At 30.6% G+C, this 25677-nt stretch carries 23 protein-coding genes; 19 read left to right on the top strand and 4 right to left on the bottom strand.

Annotated features, from left to right (window positions below):
* Positions 1 to 38: 38 nt before the first annotated feature.
* Positions 39 to 1157 (bottom strand): glycosyltransferase family 4 protein, encoded by a 1119-nt coding sequence (locus I6U51_RS15405; RefSeq protein WP_211143479.1) that lies wholly within the window; start codon positions 1155 to 1157, stop codon positions 39 to 41.
* 162 nt (positions 1158 to 1319) lie between these two features.
* Here I6U51_RS15405 and I6U51_RS15400 point away from each other — a divergent pair, with 162 nt between their 5' ends.
* From I6U51_RS15400 to I6U51_RS15385, 4 genes are read left to right on the top strand one after another with little or no spacing between them, the layout of a single operon-like run.
* Positions 1320 to 2327 (top strand): CotS family spore coat protein, encoded by a 1008-nt coding sequence (locus I6U51_RS15400; RefSeq protein WP_211143478.1) that lies wholly within the window; start codon positions 1320 to 1322, stop codon positions 2325 to 2327.
* Positions 2328 to 2351: 24 nt separating this feature from the next.
* A complete protein-coding gene (locus I6U51_RS15395) occupies positions 2352 to 2552 on the top strand; it encodes a hypothetical protein (protein WP_211143477.1) in 201 nt (66 codons plus the stop codon).
* 22 nt (positions 2553 to 2574) lie between these two features.
* Complete coding sequence (locus tag I6U51_RS15390) at positions 2575 to 3336, top strand: protein kinase family protein (RefSeq protein ID WP_211143476.1); 762 nt, start codon at positions 2575 to 2577, stop codon at positions 3334 to 3336.
* 12 nt (positions 3337 to 3348) lie between these two features.
* Positions 3349 to 4368: a CotS family spore coat protein gene (locus I6U51_RS15385; protein ID WP_211143475.1), complete on the top strand. Its 1020-nt coding sequence runs from the start codon at positions 3349 to 3351 to the stop codon at positions 4366 to 4368.
* Between the two features lie 56 nt (positions 4369 to 4424).
* Here I6U51_RS15385 and I6U51_RS15380 read toward each other — a convergent pair whose 3' ends face one another.
* Both I6U51_RS15380 and I6U51_RS15375 read right to left on the bottom strand, forming a co-directional pair.
* The gene (locus I6U51_RS15380; RefSeq protein ID WP_211143474.1) at positions 4425 to 4916 is read right to left on the bottom strand and encodes a YajQ family cyclic di-GMP-binding protein; all 492 of its coding nucleotides are present in this window, start codon (positions 4914 to 4916) and stop codon (positions 4425 to 4427) included.
* Positions 4917 to 5215: 299 nt separating this feature from the next.
* On the bottom strand, positions 5216 to 6349 hold the full coding sequence (locus I6U51_RS15375; RefSeq protein WP_211143473.1) for a glycosyltransferase family 4 protein: 1134 nt from the start codon (positions 6347 to 6349) through the stop codon (positions 5216 to 5218).
* Positions 6350 to 6463: 114 nt separating this feature from the next.
* On the opposite strand from I6U51_RS15375, the gene I6U51_RS15370 reads away from it, so the two are divergent.
* The 12 genes from I6U51_RS15370 to spoIIR all read left to right on the top strand — a co-directional run bounded on the left by I6U51_RS15370 (position 6464) and on the right by spoIIR (position 20309).
* Positions 6464 to 7468 carry a CotS family spore coat protein gene (locus tag I6U51_RS15370; protein WP_211143472.1) on the top strand — a complete coding sequence of 335 codons (1005 nt, stop codon included), beginning with the start codon at positions 6464 to 6466 and terminating at the stop codon, positions 7466 to 7468.
* Positions 7469 to 7602: 134 nt separating this feature from the next.
* On the top strand, positions 7603 to 8463 hold the full coding sequence (gene yabG, locus I6U51_RS15365; RefSeq protein WP_211143471.1) for a sporulation peptidase YabG: 861 nt from the start codon (positions 7603 to 7605) through the stop codon (positions 8461 to 8463).
* A gap of 201 nt (positions 8464 to 8664) precedes the next feature.
* Entirely contained in the window at positions 8665 to 8901 is a 237-nt protein-coding gene (locus tag I6U51_RS15360; protein ID WP_178906273.1) for a Veg family protein, read from the top strand.
* 361 nt (positions 8902 to 9262) lie between these two features.
* Positions 9263 to 10822: a DUF3794 and LysM peptidoglycan-binding domain-containing protein gene (locus I6U51_RS15355; RefSeq protein WP_211143470.1), complete on the top strand. Its 1560-nt coding sequence runs from the start codon at positions 9263 to 9265 to the stop codon at positions 10820 to 10822.
* Between the two features lie 130 nt (positions 10823 to 10952).
* Positions 10953 to 11795, top strand: coding sequence for a cyanophycinase (locus I6U51_RS15350; RefSeq protein ID WP_211143469.1), 843 nt, complete (start codon positions 10953 to 10955; stop codon positions 11793 to 11795).
* A 26-nt stretch (positions 11796 to 11821) separates the two neighbouring features.
* Complete coding sequence (gene cphA / locus I6U51_RS15345; RefSeq protein WP_211143468.1) at positions 11822 to 14446, top strand: cyanophycin synthetase; 2625 nt, start codon at positions 11822 to 11824, stop codon at positions 14444 to 14446.
* Positions 14447 to 14561: 115 nt separating this feature from the next.
* Positions 14562 to 15404, top strand: a complete 843-nt coding sequence (gene ispE / locus I6U51_RS15340) for a 4-(cytidine 5'-diphospho)-2-C-methyl-D-erythritol kinase (RefSeq protein WP_211143467.1) — start codon at positions 14562 to 14564, stop codon at positions 15402 to 15404.
* A 180-nt stretch (positions 15405 to 15584) separates the two neighbouring features.
* Positions 15585 to 15776, top strand: a complete 192-nt coding sequence (locus I6U51_RS15335; RefSeq protein ID WP_211143466.1) for a CLC_0170 family protein — start codon at positions 15585 to 15587, stop codon at positions 15774 to 15776.
* A gap of 47 nt (positions 15777 to 15823) precedes the next feature.
* Positions 15824 to 17284 carry a spore germination protein gene (locus I6U51_RS15330; RefSeq protein WP_211143465.1) on the top strand — a complete coding sequence of 487 codons (1461 nt, stop codon included), beginning with the start codon at positions 15824 to 15826 and terminating at the stop codon, positions 17282 to 17284.
* A 16-nt stretch (positions 17285 to 17300) separates the two neighbouring features.
* Positions 17301 to 18401: a GerAB/ArcD/ProY family transporter gene (locus I6U51_RS15325; protein WP_211143464.1), complete on the top strand. Its 1101-nt coding sequence runs from the start codon at positions 17301 to 17303 to the stop codon at positions 18399 to 18401.
* Between the two features lie 3 nt (positions 18402 to 18404).
* On the top strand, positions 18405 to 19580 hold the full coding sequence (locus tag I6U51_RS15320) for a Ger(x)C family spore germination protein (protein ID WP_211143463.1): 1176 nt from the start codon (positions 18405 to 18407) through the stop codon (positions 19578 to 19580).
* 81 nt (positions 19581 to 19661) lie between these two features.
* Complete coding sequence (gene spoIIR / locus I6U51_RS15315; protein WP_211143462.1) at positions 19662 to 20309, top strand: stage II sporulation protein R; 648 nt, start codon at positions 19662 to 19664, stop codon at positions 20307 to 20309.
* A 16-nt stretch (positions 20310 to 20325) separates the two neighbouring features.
* Here the strand turns inward: spoIIR and I6U51_RS15310 are convergent, their stop codons facing one another.
* The gene (locus I6U51_RS15310; RefSeq protein ID WP_211143461.1) at positions 20326 to 21567 is read right to left on the bottom strand and encodes an MGDG synthase family glycosyltransferase; all 1242 of its coding nucleotides are present in this window, start codon (positions 21565 to 21567) and stop codon (positions 20326 to 20328) included.
* A gap of 290 nt (positions 21568 to 21857) precedes the next feature.
* Here I6U51_RS15310 and ypeB point away from each other — a divergent pair, with 290 nt between their 5' ends.
* The 3 genes from ypeB (at position 21858) to I6U51_RS15295 (ending at position 25641) form a co-directional block, all read left to right on the top strand.
* The gene (ypeB, locus tag I6U51_RS15305; protein ID WP_211143460.1) at positions 21858 to 23234 is read left to right on the top strand and encodes a germination protein YpeB; all 1377 of its coding nucleotides are present in this window, start codon (positions 21858 to 21860) and stop codon (positions 23232 to 23234) included.
* Positions 23235 to 24037: 803 nt separating this feature from the next.
* Positions 24038 to 25018 (top strand): tRNA 4-thiouridine(8) synthase ThiI, encoded by a 981-nt coding sequence (locus I6U51_RS15300; protein ID WP_211143459.1) that lies wholly within the window; start codon positions 24038 to 24040, stop codon positions 25016 to 25018.
* Positions 25019 to 25221: 203 nt separating this feature from the next.
* On the top strand, positions 25222 to 25641 hold the full coding sequence (locus I6U51_RS15295) for a YwiB family protein (RefSeq protein WP_211143458.1): 420 nt from the start codon (positions 25222 to 25224) through the stop codon (positions 25639 to 25641).
* The last annotated feature ends 36 nt before the right edge of the window (positions 25642 to 25677 follow it).

Raw genomic sequence — 25677 nt, 5'->3', positions numbered from 1 at the left:
GAGCGGAATGCAGTCAGGAGGTTTTATCTTATTTTATTTCAAGTGCTTAAAATATTTTTATATGCTTCAACGGTTTTTTCGGAGGTTTTCTCCCAAGAGAAGTTAGATGCTCTTTGCAATGCCTTAGCACTGAGGGAGCTTCTTGCAGACTCACTATTTAACAGATTTTCTAATGAACTCATTAGGCTATCTATATTAAAAGGATCTATTAAAATACCACCATCACCGACTACTTCAGGTATAGAAGATATATCGGAAGTAATCACAGGAGTGCCACAACTCATAGCTTCCAAAGGTGGAAGACCGAAACCTTCATACAAAGATGGATAGACAAAAACATCACAGGCGTTATATAAAACAGGTAAAAGATTTTCATCAACAAAACCAGTAAATTTCACACGTGACTCTACATTTAAGTCAATACTGAGATCTTTCAAAAGGTTCCTATCATCTTTATTTGCTCCAACTATAACTAAGTTATATTCTTTCTTTAAATTCATGTATATCTTGGAAAAGGCAAGAATTAAAGACTTTACATTTTTTCTTGGACTAAAACCACCTATATAAAGTATGAAAGGTTTATCAATATTATAATTTTCCTTTATTATTGATTCGCATTTTTTTTTATCTAATGGCTTATATTTATCATCAGCTGCTAGTGGAGTTACAAAAACCTTATTTTCATCAATAGGGAAAAATTTTAAAATATCTCTCTTAGAACATTCTGATACGGTAATAATCCCAGAAGATAAATCTACAATTCTAGGCATTTCTTGCAAAAACTTTCCTAAATATCCCTTACCTACTGTCTCAGGTAAAATATATGGTATTAAGTCATGGATAGTAACTACGGTTTTGCAAGGTATTCTTTCAGAAATTCCTATTCCGTTTTGAGGTATGTGATAGATATCTATATTATCATTTGTTAAATTATGAGGAAAATAATGCTGTTCAAAAAATCTATGATGCCTTTTAGAAGCCATTAGTATTTTTGTATTGTCATTTTCAAACTCATCATAATTTCCGCCAGACCAATAAATTTGATAAAAAATCTCTCTATGAGTTTTAATCATATATCTTAAAATCTTATCAGTATAAGTTCCTATACCAGTGCCCTTATACCAATTAATACCCCTTGCATCAATAGCAATTTTCATACAATTATCTACCTCCAATTACAATTGGCCTATATAACTTGTCAATTGCAAAAACCTATGTAGTATATAGTATTAATATTATTCGAAAAATGTGTCACTTAGCACATACATATAGGTTAATTCATATACTACATAATATAGTAATATTTTGGAGGCAGAAGCTTGGAGATATGCGATGTAAGGAAGTCCGTTCAAGATACTTATGGACTCCAAATTCAATATATAGAAAAAATAAAAAATGTATACAAAATTTCCTCCGACAATAAAGAATACTGTTTAAAAGTAATTAGATACGATTTGGGTCATTTCTTATTTATTCTTTCTGCAATAAAACATCTTCAAAACAATAAATTTAAGCATATACCTAGGATGATTAGAACCAAGGATGGCACAGATTATATGAATATACAAGGATATTATGCATACTTAACTAATTGGATTACCTCACGTCAATGTAATTATGACAATCCCGTAGATGTGTTGATAGCGGCATCAAAGTTAGCTGAACTTCATAAAAAAAGTCATGGATTTGATGTAACAGAAAATATGAATCCGAGAATAGGTTGGTTTAAATGGCCAGAAATTTTTAACACTAGAAAAAGCGAGATTTTAGATTTTAAAAAAAGAATAGATAAAAAAGATAAAAAAACAGAGTTTGATAAAATTTATTTAAATGCGATGGAAGAAGAACTAGATAGAGCTGAACGGTCTATAGAAAACTTAATGAGAAGCAATTACCTTGAAATAATGAATAAAGAAATATCAAAAAAAGGGTTTTGCCATCATGATTATGCGAACCATAATGTATTAATAGGTACAAGCGGAGAAGTAAATATTATAGACTTTGATTACTGTATGTTAGATACTCATCTTCATGATTTAGCTAGTTTGCTCTTGAGACGTATGAAGAATGGGAAGTGGAGTATAAACAACTGTGTATTTATTATAGATGCATATAATTCAGTTAACAACGTGAAAAGAGAGGATATTCCTGTTATGGCTGCTTTTATGGAGTTCCCACAGGATTACTGGCAAATAGGAATACAGTATTACTGGGAAAAACAGCCTTGGGAAGAAGAGTTCTTTTTAAAAAAATTAAAAAAGACACTTGAGGATAGAGGTGAAAAGCAAGACTTTATAGATGAATTTAGATTTGTAAAATATAACTAAAAATATAAGAAAGGAGATCTGTTTATGGGACACCACAAAAATAAATATGATAATTATAAAGATGGAATAAATAATGATGATGTAAAGTCTTATGAGAATAAAGTAGAAGGTTTAAAAAGGTCGGTAAAAGAGCTAGAAAAAATAAGCAAAAGAAAGAAGGAAATTATGAAACTAGAGAAGAAAAGAAAGAAGATTTTAAAAGAAATGAAGAAAGGACATAAGTAAAGATTAACGGGGAGGTTTGGAAGTGTATTGTGATAACCTTACTCAAAGCTTTAAAAAGTATTTAGAATCCAAGGGTGTTAAATGTGTAGAGCATTTTGATGATAATATTAATTTTGAATCTCTAACGGCATCAGAGATAAAGAATCAAATATATAATATTAGTGAATTTCATATAAAGACTCTTGGATATACAGGATATATGAATAAGAGATTAGATAATAATATAGGCAAAACAGTAGAGCAATATAAGATTTATATAAAGCGACTTTCTAAGCAGATAAATAATTTAAAGAAAAATGAAGTCAATAATGAGTTTGAAAATCTGCTTTTTAAATATGGTGATATATATTTAGAGAGAGCAAATAAATGTATAAATACCATATACAACAGCAACTATATAAGCTTAATATTGCGTAGTATGAAAAGAACGGAAATGTGCTTAGGTAACACATATTTTAATAATTTGAGAAAGGTAAAGAATTTAGAGATAATTGATGTTGATGAATGTTGTTATAACATGGTCGAGATGGATTTAGCTTATTTTCTAGGAAAAATTAAAAGAAAAAATATAGATATAAATTTCCGCAGTTTAATAAAGGATTTTTGTGAGCTAGAATCACTAGATAAAAATAGTCATATGTTTATTCTGTCTATTATATCTTATCCTTACGAATTTATTAGGTGTTGTAATAGATACAGGGAGGGAACAAAAAATTGGACAGTAGAACAATACACAGAAAAATTACAAAAAGCTATTATAGCTGATGGAGATAACCTAGTTTAAAGAGGTGTTGAAATGTTTGATAGGTATAAAGAAAAAGAATATCTAACCAAATATGATCTATGTATTGAACTATTCAATAGATTTAATTTAACTGTTTATGATGTGATACCAGTAAGAGGAGTTTATATTGTATCAACAGACAAGGGTGATAAAGTTTTAAAAAGAGTGGAGTATACAAAAGAAGAATTAAAGTTTATATATAATGTATTAACTTATATAAAAAACAAATACAGCAGAGTAGTTGATTTTATAAAAGATGTCAACGGAGAAATCTATACTATATGGAATGGAAATATGTACTGCATTATGGATATGGTTGAAGGAAAGGAGTGTAACTTCAATAACCCTATAGATCTTAGTATTACATCTAGGGGTTTAGCAGAACTTCATAGTGCATCAGAGGGGTTTAAGACCTCTTTATACAATAAATACAACACCGGAAAATTAATAGATACTTTTAAAAGAAGAATACAAGAAATGGAGTTTTTCAAGAATATAGCTAGTATTCATGAGAAAAAAAGCGAATTTGATTCTATATTTCTTAATAATGTAGATTACTACATTGATGAAATTAAAAAGAGTGTTAGTATGCTGGAAGAATCCTTTTATTATAAGCTTTGTAGTGAGGAAGATAAAATAGTAGTATGTCACCACGATTTAGCTTATCATAACATATTGATAAACAATGAGGAGGCGTACTTTATAGATTTTGACTATGCAATAATCGATTTAAAGGTACATGATTTATGTAACTTTATAAACAAGGTTCTAAAAAACTTTGCCTTTGATATAGAAAAGTTTAATATTATAATAGAAAATTATTGTACTAAAAATAATTTAAGTAATAGAGAATTAGAGGTACTTCATGCAATGCTAACTTTCCCGGAGGATTTTTATACAATATCCAAGGACTACTACACAAGGAGAAAGGATTGGGATGAGTCAGTATTTCTAGATAGATTAAAAAGAAAGTCAAATTATAAAGAAGATAGGCAAGAATTTTTAGAGAAATTTAAAGACAATCGTATATAAGTTATATTCAAAACAGAAAACGTGGCCCTAAAGCCACGTTTTTACGTCTTATCCGATTATCTTAAGTTTATAAATTGTAAGTCTACACCAAAGTCTTTTGATTTTAAATTTTGAATCACTAACTGAAGGTCATCCTTTTTAGCACTGGAGACACGTACCTTATCATCCATTATTTGAGCCTGAACTTTAAGTTTAAGTTCTTTTATGTATGCAGCAACTTCCTTAGCTTTTTCTTTGCTAAGACCCTTTTGGATTTCTACATCTTGCTTTAATGTTCCAGAAAAGGCATTTTCGATTTTACCAGGATTTAAGCATTTTATTGATACACCTCGTTTAATCATTTTTCCTCTCAGAATATCAAGCATAGCATTGATCTTGTAATCGTCTTCGGCATTTAATTTTAAAGAATCCTTTTCTAAAACTATTTGAGCTTTACTTCCTTTAAAATCGTAACGTTGCTCTATCTCTTTCATCGCCTGATTAACTGAGTTATCCATCTCTTGCATATTTACATCTGATACAATATCAAATGAACTATCTTTTGCCATTATAAGTACCACCTTTCATAAATTCCTAAGTGATATTATACAATAAGTGGATATATCAGTAAACTAAAAAATGCAAAGCATTTTTTTAGAGGACAATTGACAGAGGACAGAGGACAGTGAAAGAGGATTTTTCTTCGTTACACTACGAAAAATCTTTAATTTATAAATCGACGTTTCACATTAGTAAAACGAGTCTCAAAATAAATTAGTTTTCTGACGTCAGGAAGAAAACTCACCTTCATTGTCCTCTGTCAATTGTCCTCTGTCCTCTATAAAAATTTTGCCTTGCAAAATTTTTATTATGCCCCCCATCCATTGCTAATTTTATTATAGGCATTGATAGTTTGATGTGCAGTTTTTTGCCAGCTTAGTTCTGATGCTTTAACAATACCGGATAAGATTAATCTTTCGCGCAGATCATCATCTAACAATACTCTAAACATTGAGTAACATAAATCATCTACATCATTAGGGTTAATTAGTAATCCGCCATTGCCTACTACTTCAGGAACAGAAGTAGCATTAGAAGCTACTACAGGCACTCCACAAGACATTGCTTCAATAGGTGGAAGACCAAACCCCTCGTAAAAAGAGGGATAAGCAAATAATTTAGCTGCATTATATATATATGGCAGGTGTTCGATAGGTATAAACCCTGGAAATATTACTTTATCAGATATACCAAGCTCCTCTGCTCTTTTTTTATAAGAGTCATATGACTTTCCTTTTTTGCCGGCTATTACAAGACTTATATCTTTTTTATAGATAGACAAAAGCTTACTGAAGCTTTCTATAAGACCAATTATATTTTTTCTGGGGCTGAAACCGCCAACATAGAGTATAAAATCTTTATCTATAGAATAGTACTTCTTCGCAATTTTTTTGCTTAAATCTCTATTTAAAGGTTTATAAATATCTTCGCTGGCTAAAGGCGTAACAAATATTTTATTCTCAGGAAAATTAAAAGCTTCCATGATATCTTTTTTAGAATAGTCAGAGACGGTAATTATTCCATCGCATGCTGACACAACCTTGGGGATATGCTCATGGAAAATTTTTAGGTATCTATCACTTACTGTTTCTGGCATCTTATAAGGAATTACATCATGAAGAGTAATCATAAAATTACATTCTTTATTTTCAGGAAGTCCAACTCCGTTTTGAGGTACATGATATAGCTCTATATCTGAACCTTTTAATATATTAGGTATATTTACCTCATCCCAAAAGCTATTATTGTTACCTTCACTAATATTATTTAAATGAAAATTATCCTTAAAAGACAAATCAGCTTCGCAGTTTTCGGGCATAAAAAGCAAGTAATTATTTATGTTATCAATTTTATTTAAACAGTTAATTAACTGATAAGTATAGGTACCTATTCCTGTTCCTCTATACCATTTTGCCGCGCGTCCGTCGATTCCTATTCTCATAAGATTAATCCTTTCGAATTTGCTATAATTTATTATATTAATGTTGTCTCAAAAGTGTTAATACTCTTCTAAATTAAATGTATTATTCATATAAATTATATAGGGGTGATTAACATGATGAGAGAATTTGAAATAGAAAGACAATTTGATATTAAAATTGAAAACATCAAACCAAATAAAGGAGTATACCTTTTAAAAACAGATAAAGGATTAAAATGTTTAAAGAAGATAAATTATGGAACACAAAAACTCCTATTTGTCTATGGAGCAAAAGAGCACCTAATGAAGAATGGATTTCCAAGGGTAGATAGATATTGTGTTAACACTGAAGGTAACCCTTATGCCCTTGTAAACGAAGATATTTATACTCTTTCTGGATGGATAGATGGAAGAGAGTGTGACTTTAAAAGCAAAGATGATCTGGTTAAAGCTGCTAAAAGTCTAGCCCACATGCATATTGCATCTAAGGGATATGAACCTCCAGAAAATAGCAAGTTAAAAACTGACTTAGGAAGATGGCCCAGTCTTATGGAAAAAAGAGTAAGATCTCTCGATAAGATGAGAGATATGGGAAGAAAAAAGGGAAATAAAGGTAGCTTCGATTTGAATTATACAAAGACAGTTCAATTCTATAAAGACTTAGGCAAAAGAGCTATAAATGTACTGGATAGTTCAATGTATATGAATTTATGCAGAATTACAGAGGAGGAAAAAGGTTTCTGTCATCACGATTTCACATATCACAATATAATAATGGATAAAGAGGATAATGTTAATGTGATAGACTTTGACTATTGTAAACGAGAGATAAGAGCTTATGATATATCTGCATTTATGATTAAAGTCTTAAAAAGAGTGAATTGGGATATTGAACATGCACAATTAATTATTGACTCTTATAATGATGTTAGTCCACTGAAAGAAGAGGAATATAGAGTGTTATTCGCATTTTTGCTATTTCCTCAACGTTTTTGGAGGCTTTCCAATAGGTATTATTATAATGAAGTAAATTGGCCTTCAAACACTTTTAACAATAAATTGGAGGATTTGATTTCTGAGCAAGAAATATACACCAAATTTATCGATAATTTTAAAATGCTTTACAATCAAAAAGAATAGTAGTGTTAAGCTGATGTAAACACATAGACAAGAAGTCTTAGACTTTTATGTCTATGTGTTTATTTTTATTATTCACTTAAAGTTTAATAAAACATATTATATATAATAGAATTTTATATTTTGGAGATGTTAGTATGAATATAGGGGATATAGTAGTAAGAAAGTCTTATGGAAAGGATATTACATTTAAGATTATAGAGATTAAAGAGGTAAATGAGGGTATAATATACTCGCTAAAGGGAATAGATTTAAGAATTATTGCAGATTCACCAGAAGATGACTTGGAATTAGTTTCAGATAATTCTTCAACAGAACGAGAAAGAACATTTAGCAGAAAGGTTAACAGCTCAATTAGAAATATTCTATTAAGTAGAGGAGGCTTTCGCAGCGAAGTCAGATCAATAAAGCCAAACCCAACTAATGAACTTGCATTTGGAAGACCGGGAAAGATTCTTCATATAGATGGAGATCCAGAATATCTAGATGTATGTTTAAAGGTGTATAAACAATTAATGTTAGATGTAGTTGGGAAAAATATAGCAGAAAAAGAGCAGCCTAAGGCTATATTGGACTTAGTAAAACAAGTAAAGCCTGATATTGTTGTAATTACAGGACATGATTCTATAGCTAAAGGCACTAACAATTATACTGATTTAAACAACTATAAGAACTCAAAGTATTTTGTAGAATCTGTAATAGAATTAAGAAATTATGAATCAAGTTATGATGATTTAGTGATTTTTGCAGGCGCATGTCAATCTTGCTATGAGGCTATTCTAGATGCAGGTGCAAATTTTGCCAGTTCGCCTAATAGAATATTGATACATTGCTTAGACCCAGTATTTTTGTGTGAAAGAATTGCATATACCAATATAGAAAAAGTAGTTTCTATTCAAAATGCTTTAGAAAACACTATAACTGGTACTAAAGGTATTGGCGGGCTTCAAACGAGAGGAAAGTATAGAGAGGGATTTCCTAAGTCACCTTATATATAAATTTTTTAATTTTAAAATATAGTGTATATATGAATAAACTTGAGGGAACAATACTTAAGGTAGTGAAAATTTAAATATTTGAGAGTGTTTACAAAAAATTAATATTGACAAAACAGATTGTTAACTGATAAAATAAATAGTTTATTTGACATTATATACATTGAGATATATAATATACAATGTGGAAAGAGGGTGTTTAATATGGAAAAAGCAAATGTATTGGCTTCAATAAGGAAAAATATTGAAGAACATGTTGGCGATAGAGTAACATTAAAAGCCAATGGAGGAAGAAGAAAGGTTTTCGTAAATAGTGGAGTTATAGAGAAAGCCTACCCTAGCATATTTGTGATTAGATTAGAAAATGACACCCAAAGGAAAGTGACTTATAGTTATTCAGATGTTTTAACCAAAACAGTTCAACTGGTTTTTGCTGTATAGAATCGGTACTAACTCATAGTACCGATTTTTTTTATCTTAAAAACAATAAGGTTTATTCAAACAAAAAGAAAGATGGTGGGTTTCCATCTTTCAACTATGGTATAAAAGGGTATTGAGAATTTATGAGAGGTTATATGGTCAACAACCATTTCTAATATTACGCCAAAATTCAGCAAATGTCAATATATATAATACTTATTAGCGTAGGAAATGCGAAAAATACCCCAAAAAATGATGAATATTGTAGTAAAAAATTTTCTTCCAATCTAATATTTATTATAAAAATATATGAAATTTTATCATATTTCTTTATCAATGTTTGTATAAATAAATAGTAGGTTTAATGGGAGGGAGATATAATATGGCTATAGAGCTGGTTAAAGAAAATATAGAGTGCGAACAATTGCTTGGTGAAAATTTTAGTGATACTGTAGTGAAAGGTGAATACGTAATACCTGATACTCATCCGGATGTTGGTGAAATATTATCGCTTAATGTTAAGCCGTGTATTACAAATACCGAAGTTATGCAGGATAAAGTGTTTGTAGAAGGACAAATAGAATACACTATACTTTATTTAGCAAGAGAGGAAGAAAGTACAGGAGTTTATAGTACAAACTATACTGGAAAGTTTTCGAATTATGTAGAAATTCCTGGAGCAGAGCATAGAATGCTAAGTGACTCAGGTTGCTATATTGAACATATGGAATGTGGCATTGTCAATGAAAGAAAAATAGCTGTTGAAGGTATTATAAAATTAAAATCCGAGGTATATAAAAATTATGAATTTGAAGTAATAAAAGATGTAACAGGTTCACAGGATGTTCAAATGCTTAAAAATCCTGCTACTGTAGATAAAATAGTAGGAACTGTTTCAGGTGACTTAATAGCGAAAAGTCATATGCAGATTCCTATGGAAAATCCACAAATTGGAACCATATTAAAGTGTGATGTTAAGGTTAATAAAAAAGATGTTAAGATTATGGAAGGTAGAGCATTAATAGATGCTAATGCGATAATAACATTATTGTATAGAGGAAAAGATACTAAAGATATAGTTTACGTAGAAGACAATGTTCCAATAAGCAAAGAAGTAAGCCTTGATGGAGTAAATCCTACTATGGATAATTATACAGAATTTAAGGTGGATGCTATAGAATATGATATTAAAGAAGACGATTTAGGGGAAAATAGAATTGTCGATATAGAAGCTCTAGTCAAATCTAATACTAAAGTTATGTATAAGGAAGAGATTGATATTATAGAAGATGCATACTCACCTTCAGTACTTATGAAAATGGATAGAAAGGATTATGAATTAAACGTAATGCATGGACATTCAACTAATCAAAGCATAGTTAAATCAAGCATTGAATTAGAAGACAGACCAAGAGCATCTAAAATAATAATGTGCTGTGGAGAAGTTTGTATAACAGATAAAAAGTTAGTGGAAGATAAGATTATTGTTGATGGAGTATTAAATACAGAGGTATTGTATAGAACTTTTGATGAAGAAAAATACGTACACACTGTTAATGAAGAGTTGCCATTTAGCTGTACTGTAGAAATACCAGGATGTAAAATTGATATGCAATGTATAGCTAAAGCTTGTTTAGAAAATATTGATGCATCGATAGAGGCAAATACTATAGCGATAAAGGCTGTAGTAGAGGTATATGGCAGAGTGAATTATGTTACACATAAGGAATTTTTAGTAGACATGGCTCCGGTAGAGGGGGAACTTCCAAAAAAGAAAGCAAGTATGACAATATATGTAGTTCAACATGGAGACACCTTATGGAAGATAGCTAAGAAATATTATACAACTATAGATGATTTAGTTAAGTTGAATAGTATGGAAAGTCCAGAGATTATAAAGGTTGGCGATAAATTAATTATTCCCGGGAGATCCATAATTTAGTTTGAATTAAAGGGAAATATAATAAAAATTATTATTAACTTCAGTAGCAAGTCTGCTGAAGTTTTATTTATGTATAACTATTTTAAATGTGGAAAAAATATAAAATATCCACAAGAAGGGGTGTATTGTCTTGGAAGAAAAGTTACAAGGTAATTTGATAATAATTGGAGGAGCAGAAGATAAAAAAGGTGAAAAAAGCATACTTAAAGAAGTATGCAGTAAGCTTAACAAGGAAGAAGATATGCTTGTTGTAGCAACGATTGCATCACAGCTCCCAGAGGAATTAGGAAATGAATATAAAAGTATATTTGAAAATCTTGGAGTTCAAAATATTAAAATATTGAACATAAGAGAAAGAAAAGATGCTTATGATTCAAGTAATATTCAAATGATAGAAGAGGCATCATTAGTTTTCTTCACAGGGGGAGACCAGCTGAGAATAACAAGCTTAATAGGAGGAACTCCCTTATATTTAGGTATGAAGGATGTTTATGAGAAAGAATGTATTTTTGTTGGAACCTCTGCAGGAGCATCTGTTATGAGTGACACTATGGTAGTAACAGGGCCAGACGAAGAATCGCCTAAAAAGTGCACATTAAAAATGGCACCAGGATTAGGGCTGATTAAAGGAGTAATAATAGATCAGCATTTTGCCCAAAGAGGAAGAATTGGAAGATTACTAGTTGGAATAGCTGAGAACCCTCAAAGTTTAGGAATTGGAATAGATGAGGATACTGCTATAGTTGTAAATGAAGAAGGTGAATTAAAAGTAATAGGGTCTGGTGCAGTGTATATAATAGATGGAAGTAATATAAATTACAGTAATGTATCAGAGCAATATCAAGATGAAATACTATCTATTTTCAATGTAAAATTGCACGTCTTAAAAAATGGGGATAAATTTGATTTGAATAATAAAATACCGTATAACGGAGAACAATTAAGCTATAAAAATGTAGAGAGTCATAGCTAGGAAAGAGGAGGACAATATACACAAAGATGAAGATTGATGAAGTTAGAGTTTTTGAAGGAAGAAATATATACTCTCATAGAAAATGTATAAAGATGTGTGTAGATTTAGAGGGGTATAGTGATATTCCAACTAAGGATATAGACGGTTTTAATGAAAACTTATTAAAGAGCATACCCCAGCTATTTGAACATAGGTGTGGGATAGATGAAGATTGTGGTTTCCAAAAAAGGCTTAAAGAGGGCACTTATCTTGCTCATGTATGTGAGCACATAATCATAGCAATTCAAAATATTCTAGGAATAGATGCGGCTTATGGAAAGTCTAGAGAGATCAAGGGAAATAAATATTATATTATATATGAATACGGTTATAGAAATACAGGCATAGAAGCTGGTAAAATAGCAGTAGAATTTATTAACAGCCTTATAAATAAAAAACCGTATAATTTTACTGTTGCGATGGAATCACTACAAACTATACTTAGGACTGAAGAACTAGGTCCTAGTACTAGTGCAATATTAGAGGAAGTAAAAAAGAGAAAAATACCTGTAATGAGAATAAGCGAAGGAAGCATGCTTCAATTAGGTTATGGAAAGTATAGCAAAATTGTTGAAGCAACGATTTCACACAATACTAAAGCTATTTCTGTAGATATAGCTTGCGATAAATTATTAACTAAAGAAATACTTTACAATCAGTGTTTACCTGTTGCAGATGGGTATATAGTAAGAAATAGTTTAGAATTATTATTCAAAGCTGATAAAATAGGATACCCTATAGTTATAAAGCCTAGATGTGGTAACCAGGGAAAAGGGGTCTTTGTTAATATAAAGAATGAAAAAGAAGCTCTTAGTGCTTACAACATATTATCAAAAGATTATAGCGATATAATTGTTGAAAAAAATATAGTTGGTAGAGATTATAGAGTGTGTGTAGTGGATGGTAAAGTTGTAGCTGTAGCTGAAAGAATACCTCCATATATAGTTGGAGATGGCGTAAGTAGCATAAAAGAACTTATAAATGTAATAAACCAAGATAATAGGCGAGGAGAAGGCCACGAAAAACCTTTAACAAAAATTAAGATCAATGATGAGCTTAATGCATATATTGGTAAAAGTGGGTATAATTTAAGTTCTATTTTGGCCGAAGGAGAAAAGATTTTACTTAGGGAAAATGCAAACTTATCTACAGGTGGAAAGGCAATAGATTGTACAGATATAATTTGCGATGAAAATATTAATATATGTGAAAGAGCAGCCAAAGCAGTGGGGCTTGATGTATGTGGTATAGATGTATGCTGTTCAGATATAAGTAAACCAATTACAAAGGATGGCGCAATAATAGAAATAAATGCTGCACCAGGTATCAGAATGCATCATTACCCTAGTGAAGGAAAGAGCAGAAATGTTGCGGGTGCTATAGTGGATATGTTATTTAAAGATACTCCTAAAACTATACCTGTAGTATCTATTACTGGAACCAATGGAAAAACCACGACTACAAGATTAATTGGTCATGTACTAACTAAAGCTGGATACAACGTAGGAATGACTACAACTGGTGGAATATATATAAACAATAAATGTATTCATAAAGGAGATACTACTGGATATTATAGTGCTAAATCAGTATTAATGAATAAGGAAGTTGATGCTGCAGTTTTAGAAACAGCAAGAGGTGGAATTATTAGAAAAGGCCTAGCCTATGATATGGTAGATGTAGGAGTCATTACAAATATAACAGAAGATCATTTAGGATTAGACGATATAAATACAATGGATGATCTGGCTTACGTAAAGGCCTTAGTCGGAGAAGCTGTAAAAGATGAAGGATATGTTGTATTGAATGCTGATGATCCTGTTAGTGTAAGTATTATAAAAAGAATAAAAAGTAATATTATTATGTTTTCTAAAGATAAATATAACTCCGTACTCAGAAGCAATATAAAAAAAGGAGGATATGGAGTATATACTCATGAGGGTGTTATATATGTTGAAAAAAGCGATGAGCTAACACCTTTGGTAAAAGTTACAGATATAAAAATTACTATAGGAGGAAGGCTGATTTATAATATAGAAAATGCTATGGCTTCTTGTGCAGCACTCATTGGATTAAATATAAGTTACTCTTCTATAAGAGAAGGAATAACAAGTTTTTATGGTGATGAAGAATTCAATCCGGGAAGATTTAATATGTATAAAATAAATGGAGCGTTAGTTGTATTAGATTATGGACATAACATAGAGGGTTACAAAGCTGTTTTAAAGGGCGCCAAAAATATAAACCACAATAGACTGGTGGGAATAATAGGAGTACCAGGAGATAGGACTGATAGCAGCGTAAAGGAGCTAGGTAAAATAGCGGGAGAAAATTTTGATTATATATATATAAAAGAAGATAAAGATAGGAGAGGTAGAAAAGTAGGAGAGATTGCGTCTATTCTTGAAAAAGGAGTTATGGAATCCGGATTTGACAAGAAAAGGATAGAAGTGATATTGGATGAAGCAGAAGCACTAGAAAAAGCTATTGATACCTCCAGACCTGGAGATTTAATTATAATATTTTTTGAGGACTTAGAGCCATTAGTACAATTAGTTAAGAAGAAGACCAATGCCCAAATAGATAAAGAACAATCAGTAGTAATGATATAAGATTTTTTGAAATTGAAGCTATACTTTTAAGATTTACAACCTTAAAAGTATAGCTTTAATTTTAAGGTTGTATTATACTATTTAGTATCATTAAATACATTCCCGGAGGGCTAAGATGTTAATAAAAGCTTATGCAAAGATTAATATATCCTTAGATGTTGTAGGAAAAAGAGAAGATGGATATCATCTTTTAAAAATGATAATGCAGACTATAGATTTATATGATTATATAAACATTAAAAAATACGATAATGGTATAAAGATAGCCTGTAATAAAGCATACGTGCCAACTGATGAAAGAAATCTAGCTTATAAAGCAGCAGATCTTTTTATAAATACCTATGACATAGATGGCGGGGTAGAAATATATCTTAAAAAGAATATACCTGTAGCGGCAGGACTTGCAGGTGGTAGTACAGATGCAGCAGCGGTATTGAAAGCTATGAGAAACCTATATAAGCCAGAGATATCAGATGATGAAATTATGAAATTAGGATTAAAGATAGGTGCAGATGTTCCTTATTGTATAGTAGGGGGAACCGCTCTTTGTGAAGGTATAGGGGAAAAGATAACTAGGCTTCCAACATTTAAAAATCATATACTAATAGTGGTTAAACCATCTTTTGGTGTATCGACTAAAGAAGTGTATAAAAATTTAGATATTAGTAAAATAAATAAACATCCAGAAACTGAACTTCTAATAAGAAGTATGGAAGAAGAGAACTTATTTAAAGTAAGTAAGAATATGAAGAATGTCTTAGAAAATGTTACTTTAAGAAAGCACATAATAATAAAGAACATTAAGAAAGAACTTTTAGATATGGGGGCAATGGGTGCACTTATGAGTGGCAGCGGCCCTACAGTATTTGCATTCTTCGAGGATATTCTAAAAGCGCAGATTTGTTATGATAAGATTAAAAAGAAGTATAAGGAAGTTTTTATAACAAGAACAATTTAAAGTATCTGAAAGAAAATAACTAGTTATTTTTTTGAAGATGCCTAAAGGCAAATATAAGAAGATGGAACTAAGCTATGAATAATTTAGTTCCATCTTTTTTATATTTCCTTAGAATGAATAAATATCTTTTTAGAAGCTAAAAATAATTTAAGGTTACCAAAAGTATTAGGGGTGAATGTTGTGAGAGTATTAGGTTTATATGATAAGTATTTTTTAGCACTCATGATCATACAAGGATTCATATTAATTATAGATTCAAAAAATTTTTTGAAATGGAATATGAAAGATACTGCTAGAAAAGCAAAATCTATAGGAATGAGTATTATAATAATTGGAATTATGCTGTATTTAGTAACAATGTATATTGCATAAGGTGGTTAGTAACATATTTTAACATGATAATAAGGAAGTGATGATTTTTGAAAGAAGAAATAAGAGATAAAATATCTCTAAAAGCTAAAGAAAACCTATCTTATACCAAGGATTTATTGAAAAACAATTCAGATATAGTATTCAGGGAATTTTACATAGGAAAGCTTAATGCTGCATTAATATATGTAGATGGAATGGCAGATAAGAGATTATTAGATGACTATGTATTAGAAACTTTAATGGTAATAGGGCCAGATATAACAGAAGTAGAAGAAATAAAGGATAAAATACTTACTGTTTCGGATATGAGAGAAGTAAAAAAACTTAGTGAAGGCATTAATGCAATGCTCTCTGGAGACACATTAATGTTTATTGACGGTCTTGAAGTAGGCTATGTCATTGCAACCCGTTCATGGCCTGCAAGAGGAGTGTCGGAGCCATCAGGTGAAACGGTAATTAGAGGTGGTAGAGATGGCTTTACAGAAACAATAAGGTTTAACACTGCTTTAGTGAGGAGAAGAATAAAAGATACAAGGCTTAAAGTGGAATCTAAAACTTTAGGAGTAAGATCTAAGAGTGATTTAGCTATTATGTACATTGATGACATTGTAAATAAAAAAATTCTAGAAGAGCTTTTTAGTAGATTAGAAAAAATAGATATAGATGCTGTTTTGGATAGTGGATATGTAGAGCAATTTATAGAAGATAATAAGTGGTCCTTTTTCCCGCAAGTACAAAGTACAGAGAGGCCAGATGTGGTGGCGGCAGCTTTATATGAAGGGAGAATTACCATACTTGTAGATAACTCACCCTTTGCTCTTATTGTACCAGCTACAATGTCTGCAATGTTTCAATCTCCTGATGATTATTATCAGAGATGGATATACGGGTCTATTATAAGACTTGTAAGGTTTTTATCCATTTTTGCAGCACTAATGCTTCCTGCTCTTTATGTTGCTGTTACCTCTTTTCATCCCGCTATAATTCCCACAAAATTAGCATATTTTATTGCTGCATCAAGAGAGGGTGTGCCGTTTCCAGCTTTTGTAGAAGCATTAATTATGGAATTTAGCCTTGCATTTTTAATTGAATCAACAGCTAGACTTCCTAAGGCTATTGGATCTACAGTAGGGATAGTAGGAGGACTTATCATAGGTCAGGCTGCAGTAACAGCCGGAATTGTAAGTCCTATAATGATAATTATAGTTTCTGTAACAGCTATTACAAGTTTTACAACCCCAAATTACGAAATGGCATCTGCTTTTAGAATACTAAGGTTTATATTAATAATATTTGCTGCAGTTATAGGGCTTTATGGAATTATGATTGGAATAATTCTGATATTAATACACTTAGTAAGATTAAAGAGCTTTAATATACCTTATTTAGCTCCGGTAGTCAATCCAGATATTGATGACTTTAAAGACTCATTTATGAGATTCCCTATTAGATTTTATAAAAAGAGACCTGGATTTATGAATACAGGAGATAAAGTAAGACAGAAGTAGAGGTGGTATATCTTTTATGAATGATAAAGAATTTATTACACCTTATGGCTTGTTTGCAACTATTGTAGTAACTGTTATAGGGGTGGGCGTTTTTTCCTTCCCTAGAGATGTGACAGCAAATGCTGGTACTGATGGCTGGATTATAACATTAGTTAGTGGAGCCATAAGCTATTTACTAATTTTTATTGCCATAAAGGCAATAAAAAACAATAATTATGGTAAGTTATATTATATTCTAAGATTTAACTTTGGCGGGCTAATAGGTTCTATATTAGCACTAATTTTTATTGCATATAATATTTTTGCTGTATCTATAGGTATGAGAGTTTTTATAGAAGTAATAAAGATGTATTTACTTCAAAGGACTCCTACAGAATTTTTGACTTTAGTTACAATACTTACTGGCATATACATAATAAGGGGAGAAGTAGGAAACTTAGTGAAATTTAATGAACTTGCTTTTTGGATAATGTTTATTCCTATTATTCTTGTACTTTTGCTTACTTTAAACAAAGCAGACTTTACTAATATTTTTCCAATACTTAATAGCACTCCAAATGAATATGTAAAAGCGTTAAGTACAACTGTCTATAGCTTTGGAGGAATTGGAATAGTTTATTTGATCCTCCCATTTATGAAGAATAAAAAGTCTATACCTAAAATTGCTGTGAAAAGTATTGTCTTTATAACAATATTTTATGCAGTTATAGTGGTATTTTGTTTGGCTGTCTTTGCTAAGGAGCAAACAAAAACTCTACTGTGGCCTACTATTACTCTTATAAAGTCTATAGATATACCTGGAACCTTTATAGAAAGATGGGAAGGAGTAGTAATGGCATTGTGGGCAATATTTTATTTTACTACTTTCATAAACTCATATTATTTGTCTGCAGATGTACTTAAAGATATGTTTAAGTTACATGACATAAAGCTTTCATCAGCTTTAATAATGCCTTTTATATATGCAATAGCTTTATACCCTGAGAACATAGCTGAAGTTTATGATGTTAGCAATAGTGTATTACCTTATTTATCAATCTTTAGCTTGGTCATACTTCCTTTGCTACTTTTTATTAAAAAACCCTCGAAAAAAGACTTAAAGGAGGGTGGATATTAGAGTATGAAATATAAAAAAGTTATAATTATTATATTATCATGTATTTTGTTAAGTGGGTGCTGGGACAAAGTTGAAATAGACAGAAGGAGCCTTATATCAATTATAAGCGTTGATATAGGTGAGCAGGCTGGTAAGGAAAAAGAATTAAAAAACTTAAGCCCTGACGAACCATTCACGGGTATGGACCTAAAAAAGCTAAAGGTAACTTTTGGTGCTCCAGATATAAGCCAGTTAGGGCCTGATAAAGGTGGAACAGCAAAGGATATGTATATAACAACCGATGCCTATTCAATGCAGGATGCAGTGAATAAAGCAGCACTAAAAAGCAGTAGAGATATAAGCTTTAGTCATATAAAACTTTTAGTGTTGAGTAAAGATTTAACAACATATCCTGAAATTCTAAAAGAAATTGTAGATTATCTTCAAAGAGAGCCTTCTTTAAATAGAAATATGTATGTTGTAATATCTGATGGAAAAGCGGAAGAATATATAAAACATAAACCTAGAATGGAAAAGAATATTGAAAATTATATAAGTGGGCTTATAGAAAATACTACTAGGAGTACTTCTATATTACCAGTAACTCTAAATGAATTTTTAATTTTATTAAGTGAAAATGGAAATGCAATGCTTCCTCGTATGACTATAGAAAAGGATAAAAATGAGTTAGGAATATCAGGTGTAGGGATAATTAAAGACTATAAATACAAGGGAGATTTATCCGCTATAGAAACAGCAAATTTAGAGATGCTAAGAGGAAAGTTAAAAGGTGGAAGAAAAACAATATATAAGAACGGCCACCCTATAGATGTTGTAATTGATAGTGCAGGAAGAAAGATATCAATGGATAACCAACAAGGAAAGCTTACATTTAATATTTATTTAGACATTGAAGGTGAATTAAAAGATTATTATGTTGGTGGTGAAGTATTTTCTAAGGATATGCTTCAATCATTACAACAAAATCTAAATAATTCTGTAAAGCAGGAATGTGCGCAGGTAGTTCAAATTACTCAAAGAGAACTTGGAGTTGATCCTATAGGAATAAGGGAATACATTGAGAAGTATCATCCATCACTATGGAAACAAATTAAAAATAATTGGTCCGAGGTATATAGCAGTGCAACTATCAATGTAATTGTTAATAGTAATATAAGAAGAATAGGTGTAGTTAAATAATTATTTTTTTAAAGTGAATATAACTATAATACTTGTCTATAATATGAATAGTAATTAAGAAGATAATGGGGGATGTTAATAATGAAAAAGATTTTAGTAATTATTGTTTGTATTTTAGCTATATTCACTTTAAATTCAAATAAAATACAAGTTAAGAGTGAGTCGGTACAGCAGGATATAGCATCTAAGATTATAAGATTTCATGTAATTGCTAATAGTGATTCAAAAAGTGACCAAGCTTTAAAATTAAAAGTAAGAGACAAAGTTTTAGAATATATTCAACCTAAGCTTAAAAAATCAAAAAGTATAGAAGAATCAAGAAGAATTATTAAAGAAAATGATAAACAAATAATAGATATAGCAAATAAGACCATAAAGGATAATGGATATAGTTACTCTGTAAAAACTACTTTATCTAATGAAAATTTTCCTATAAAAACATACGGTAATATTACATTGCCACAAGGTAAATATGAGGCTTATAGGATAATTATAGGTGAGGGTAGAGGTCAAAATTGGTGGTGTGTAATGTTTCCGCCTCTATGCTTTGTTGATATCACAAAAGGTGAGGTTTCCTATAAAGAAACAGAAGCTGAGATGAAAATGGTACTGACTCCAGAAGAGTATAAAATAGTAAATAACGAAACAGATAAAACAAAAGAGAATGATATAAAGATAAAATTTAAAATATTAGAAGCACTAAAAGATAAGAAAAATCCAGCTCGATAAAAGCTGGATTTTTAAATTACCAACAAAATAATTTGCTGGCTGTTTTCATGAAATATTTCTCTACAGATTTAAGAAATGTTTTACTAGGGCTATCTTTTTCGAAAATTTTTTCAGGAATCTTTACATTGTTATTTATATTGTTATTTTCTATAAGTAGTTTTATTAGTTTATAAATATCATTTCCAGAGTGAGGCTTAGAAAATTTTCTGCAATTTTTCTTCATTAATTCTAACTTTTCATGAGAACATAATAAATCTTCAATTATCTCATTACAGTTGTTTATATCTGTAAGGTTAACTGCTAAATCGTGTTTTAGAAGAAATTGTGCGTTTTTTTCCTCCTGACCTGGAATAGGGGAGAAGAGTCCCAAAGGAATTTCACATATCAAGGCTTCTGTTATGGTAAGTCCACCAGGTTTAGTTAAAAGTAGATCACAAGCTTGCATATACTTGTTAACCTTGTTAGTAAAACCTATAATTCGTGTTTCTTTTGGTGAAAATTCTTTTAATTTTGTAAGGTCTTGATATAATTTTTTATTATTACCTGTTACCACGATTATTTGGATATCTTTTTTAACGGTAACCAATTTTTCATATAGATCTGTAATTTTTCCCATTCCTAAACTTCCACCCATAACAAGAATGGTGGTTTTATCTTCAGCAAGACCTAGCTCTTTTAATGTATCACTCTTATCATATTTTTCAATAAAACAAGGTTTAACAGGTATACCCAAGTCATGTATAGCATTTCTTGAAATGCCTTTATTAACTATATCCTCAACCATATCGCAATTAGAAACAACATATGCATCTATATGAGGATGAAGCCAAGAACTATGGGAATAGTAATCTGTAATTACTGAAATAGCTGGAATAACTACTTTATATTTACTTCTCATTACAGATATCATTTCTGTTGAAAATGGATGAGTACATATTAAAACATCAGGATTATACTCATCTAATAAAGGTAGCAATTTATATGCCATAATTTCAATAAACTTTGAACTTATGGTAGTAGCTAACCCATAATCTTCTTCAGAATGAGAATAAAGTTTGCCATAAAGTGAAGGAGTTATTTTTATGGTTTTTAAATAACTCCCTATTACTACCTTATCTATTATTGGGTTTATATATTTTAATGTATCAACAATTTTTACGTCTGATGATGAATCATTTAATTTTATGTAATCTCTTATAGCACCTGCTGCATGGCCATGACCACCGCCAGCAGAAACCGAAAGAATTAATACTTTCATCTAATCACCTTCTGGTTAAGTATGTAATAACATTATAAAGGATGTATGAGTAATAATAAACTAATTTAAAAAACAATTAAGAAAAAATTTATATTTATTAAGTTTCCCTTAATAGTATACTCATATACCAGCAAAATTTGCAAATCATTATTAATTTTTTAAAGAAATTTGTATAAGACGAATAACAATTAGCTAAATACAGATAATATGAAATATAAATTTCTTAATATAATAGCACAAATTCAAATATAACGTAGTTACATTATACATAAAAGCTAGGAGGAGTTATTATGAAAATAGCTAAGAAAAGAATGATATATACTGCTATAGTGACTTTAATAGTAGTTTTTTCAAGTACATTTGCAATTCTTATGACCCTTGAAAGAAATGACTATAGAAACTATTTGCAAGGAGACTATAGTAAAAGTATGTATGACTTAATAGATTCTGTGCAAAACATAAGAGTAAATTTGGGTAAATCCGCTATAGTAGGATCCAGAGAACAAGAAATGGCTGTATTTTCTGAGATATTCAGATATGCATCTATGGCAAATGATAAAATACATTCTCTTCCCGTAGCACAAGAAGTTATAGGTGATACTAGTAAATTTTTATCCCAAGTAGGAGATTTTTGTTATACTCTTGAAAGATCTTCATCGGAAGGAAAACAATTAAGTGATGCAGATTATGCTACTATAGATAAGTTGAAGAATCAATCATTTACACTAGAACAACAGCTGAAAAAAGTTTCATCTGATGTTAATGAAGGAAAAGTGAAATGGGGAGAAATAAGAAAGAAGATTACTGGTGTATTCGCTAGTGGAAACAAGGGCGAAATGTTAGCTGATAAATTTGGATCTATACAAAAGCAGGTAGCTCAATATCCAGCACTAATTTATGATGGACCTTTTTCTGACAATTCACTTCAAATTAATCCTAGAATTAACTCCCAGAAGGAGGTAACTAAGAGTCAAGCAGAAGATGTTGCTAGAAGTATAATTGGAAAGGATAAAATTGAAACGCTGGAGACCTTACCTGTTGAAGGTACAGGAAGAAGAGTAGATGTATATAGGTTTTCTGCGGCGATGAAAGGGAGAAAAAATAAAAATGAAAGAGTAGTATGTGAAGTAACTAAAAAGGGTGGAAAAATATTATATTTGCTAAATGATAGGGCGGTTGGAAAAGCAAGCATTGATGCCGCTAAGGCTACTGTTATTGGGTCAAATTATCTAAAAAATATAGGTTATAGCAATATGGTACCTACATATACTTTAAACTATGGAAATGTTGCAGTAATAAATTATGTGTATATGCAGCAAAATGTTATAGTTTATCCTGATCAGTTAAAACTAAAAATTGCACTAGATGACGGAAGTATAGTAGGTATTGAATCCGAAAAATATCTTGTAGCACATCAAGAAAATAGGAGTATACCGTCTCCAAAAGTAACTGCTGAGCAAGCAAAGCAAAGGGTAGGGAAAAAGCTCAATATTACAAATGTAAGACTTGCATTAATTCCTACAGAAACTAATAAAGAAATCTTATGCTATGAATTTTCAGGAGACTATAAGGGAGATAATTATAAAGTATATATAGATGCTCAAACTGGATATGAACAAAGAATACTGCAAATTATAAATACCCCTAACGGGCAGCTTACAATGTAGTTAAAATAAAAACTTTCACGGTTTTGGTGAAAGTTTTTATTTTGGGTTTAAAGCAGCTTTAAAGAAATTACTAGTAAATATGTATGCACTTTAATACGTAGTATAAAAATTTTGCGACGCAATTTTTAGAGGACAATTGACAGAGGACAGAGGACAGTGAAGGAGGATTTTTCTCCACTATGTTACGAAAAATCTTTAATTATATTATGAGACTATTTTTGAGATTAGTGAAACTAGTCTCAAAAATAGCTTGTGTTAAGTTCTAGTTGGCAATTTGTTTTTTGAAATTTTTCATTATAATTCAGTTTAAATTTTTATTCCCAAATGGCTTCGCCCGCAGCCCGAAAGGGCGCACTTGTGCCATTAACTTTTTACGTAGAATTTTATAAATAAGTTCACTAAAATTTCTTTCTTAAAAAAGCCTTTATAGCTTTTCTGATATTAGTTTGGCGCAGCCTGTAATTTTTAACCTTTGAATATAGCTATTAAATAAGCATCTGAAACAGAGTATTGATAAATTGATACAGCCTAACGGCTTGCGACAAAGTCGCCTATTGCTGAAAAATAATTAAAGCTTTTCCATAGTGTAACGGAGGAAAAGCAACAATCACTGTCCTCTGTCAATTGTCCTCTGTCCTCTAAAAAATAATACGTCGTATTATTTTTATTATAAGAATACCTGTTGATAAACTAATGAAAATTAACTAAACTATTATTTAGAAGTTTTTGTAGTGAACCTTTAATATATTTATTATAGTTCATAGGCAAAAAAAGTTAATTTTGATTTGAGAAAGGTGATAATAATGACAAGAGCACTCGCAATGGTTTCCGGTGGATTGGATAGTATATTAGCAGCAAAACTTATTAAAGATCAAGGTATAGAGGTTATAGGTATATGTTTTAAATCTTACTTTTTTGGACCAGGTAATGCTATTAAAATGACAAAACAAGTAGGCATTCCGCTAGAAGTAGTTGATTTTTCCGAAGAGCATTTTGATTTAGTTAAAAATCCTAAGCATGGTTATGGAAAGAATATAAATCCCTGTATTGATTGCCATGCCATGATGTTAAATTATACAGGAAAACTATTAGAAAAGTATAATGCAGATTTTATAATTACTGGAGAAGTATTGAATCAGAGACCTATGTCTCAAAACAGAATTTCATTGGATATAGTAAAAAAGGAATCAGGATTCAGTGATAAGATTTTAAGGCCCCTATGTGCCAAAAATCTTAATCCTACTAAGATGGAGTTAGAGGGATTAGTAGATAGAGAAAAGCTTATGGATATATTAGGAAGAAGCAGAAAAGTTCAAATGGAATTAGCCGAGAAGTGGAATATTAAAGACTATCCTTCTCCAGCAGGGGGATGTAAGCTTACAGAACCTAATTATGCTAAAAGATTAAAGGAGCTATTAGAATATAAGGATAGGCCAGATGAAAATGATCTGGAAATGCTAAAATTTGGAAGACATTTTAGAGTTTCACAGGATGCTAAAATTATATCAACAAGAACTGGTGAGGAAGCGAAGGAAATAAAAAATTATCTAAGTACAAAGGATGTAATATTTTTGGCAGATACATTTAAAGGTTCTATGATAATAATAACTGGAAAACCTACAGAAGAAGATGTAGAATTTGCAGCTAAAGTAACAGCTAGATACTGTAAGGGAAAAGATGAGGATAAAATAAAAATTAAATATGGATATTTTAAAAACCCTATGGATAAGTTTATAGAGGTTAAAGCAGCTACGGATGATGAAATAGAAAAATTTCTTATCTAAGGCATCTGAAAGAAAATAACAGGTCAAAGATGCGACGGATATTTTGTGTCAGACAAGGAGGTGGGTTCCGCAGATAGTCAGCACTATCTAAGGGTTCTGCCGACGCAGTATGACGAAAAATAGACTAACATACTGACTAGTTATTTTTTTGAAGATGCCTAAGGGTTAATTAATAGTGAATTAAATGAAAAGGAGCAAAGTCTATGAAAAAAAGAGCTATTATTTCTGTATCAAGTAAACAAAAAAGTGATGAAAATGATCTTATAGAAGTTGTTACTCCTGGTGATTTCTATGAAAAAGATGGATCATATTATGCCGTATATAAGGAAACCGAGATATCAGGTATGGAAGGAACCACAACTACATTAAAAATATCTGACGATAAATTTTCTATTATAAGAATGGGAAGTACAAGCGCTAAAATGGAATTTGATAAGAAAGCTAAAAGTGTATCAATGTATAATACCCCTTATGGAACATTAGAATTAAAAATAGAGACTAAGACCTTGAGTGTGAATGTTGGTGAAAAAGGTGGAGACATACAAGTAAATTATAACTTAACCGTAAGTGGTCAGACACCTCACAATACACAACTAAAAATAAATATAAAGGCACAGGAATAAAGAAAGTACTTAATATCTGTTTTCCCTAATTTAAAG

Origin of the sequence: Clostridium aciditolerans (assembly GCF_016316925.1) — a bacterium.
GTDB classification, from domain to species: domain Bacteria; phylum Bacillota; class Clostridia; order Clostridiales; family Clostridiaceae; genus Clostridium_AM; species Clostridium_AM aciditolerans.
The sequence above is the reverse complement of the archived record's forward strand: the minus strand, read 5'-3'. Positions and strand labels throughout refer to the sequence as shown.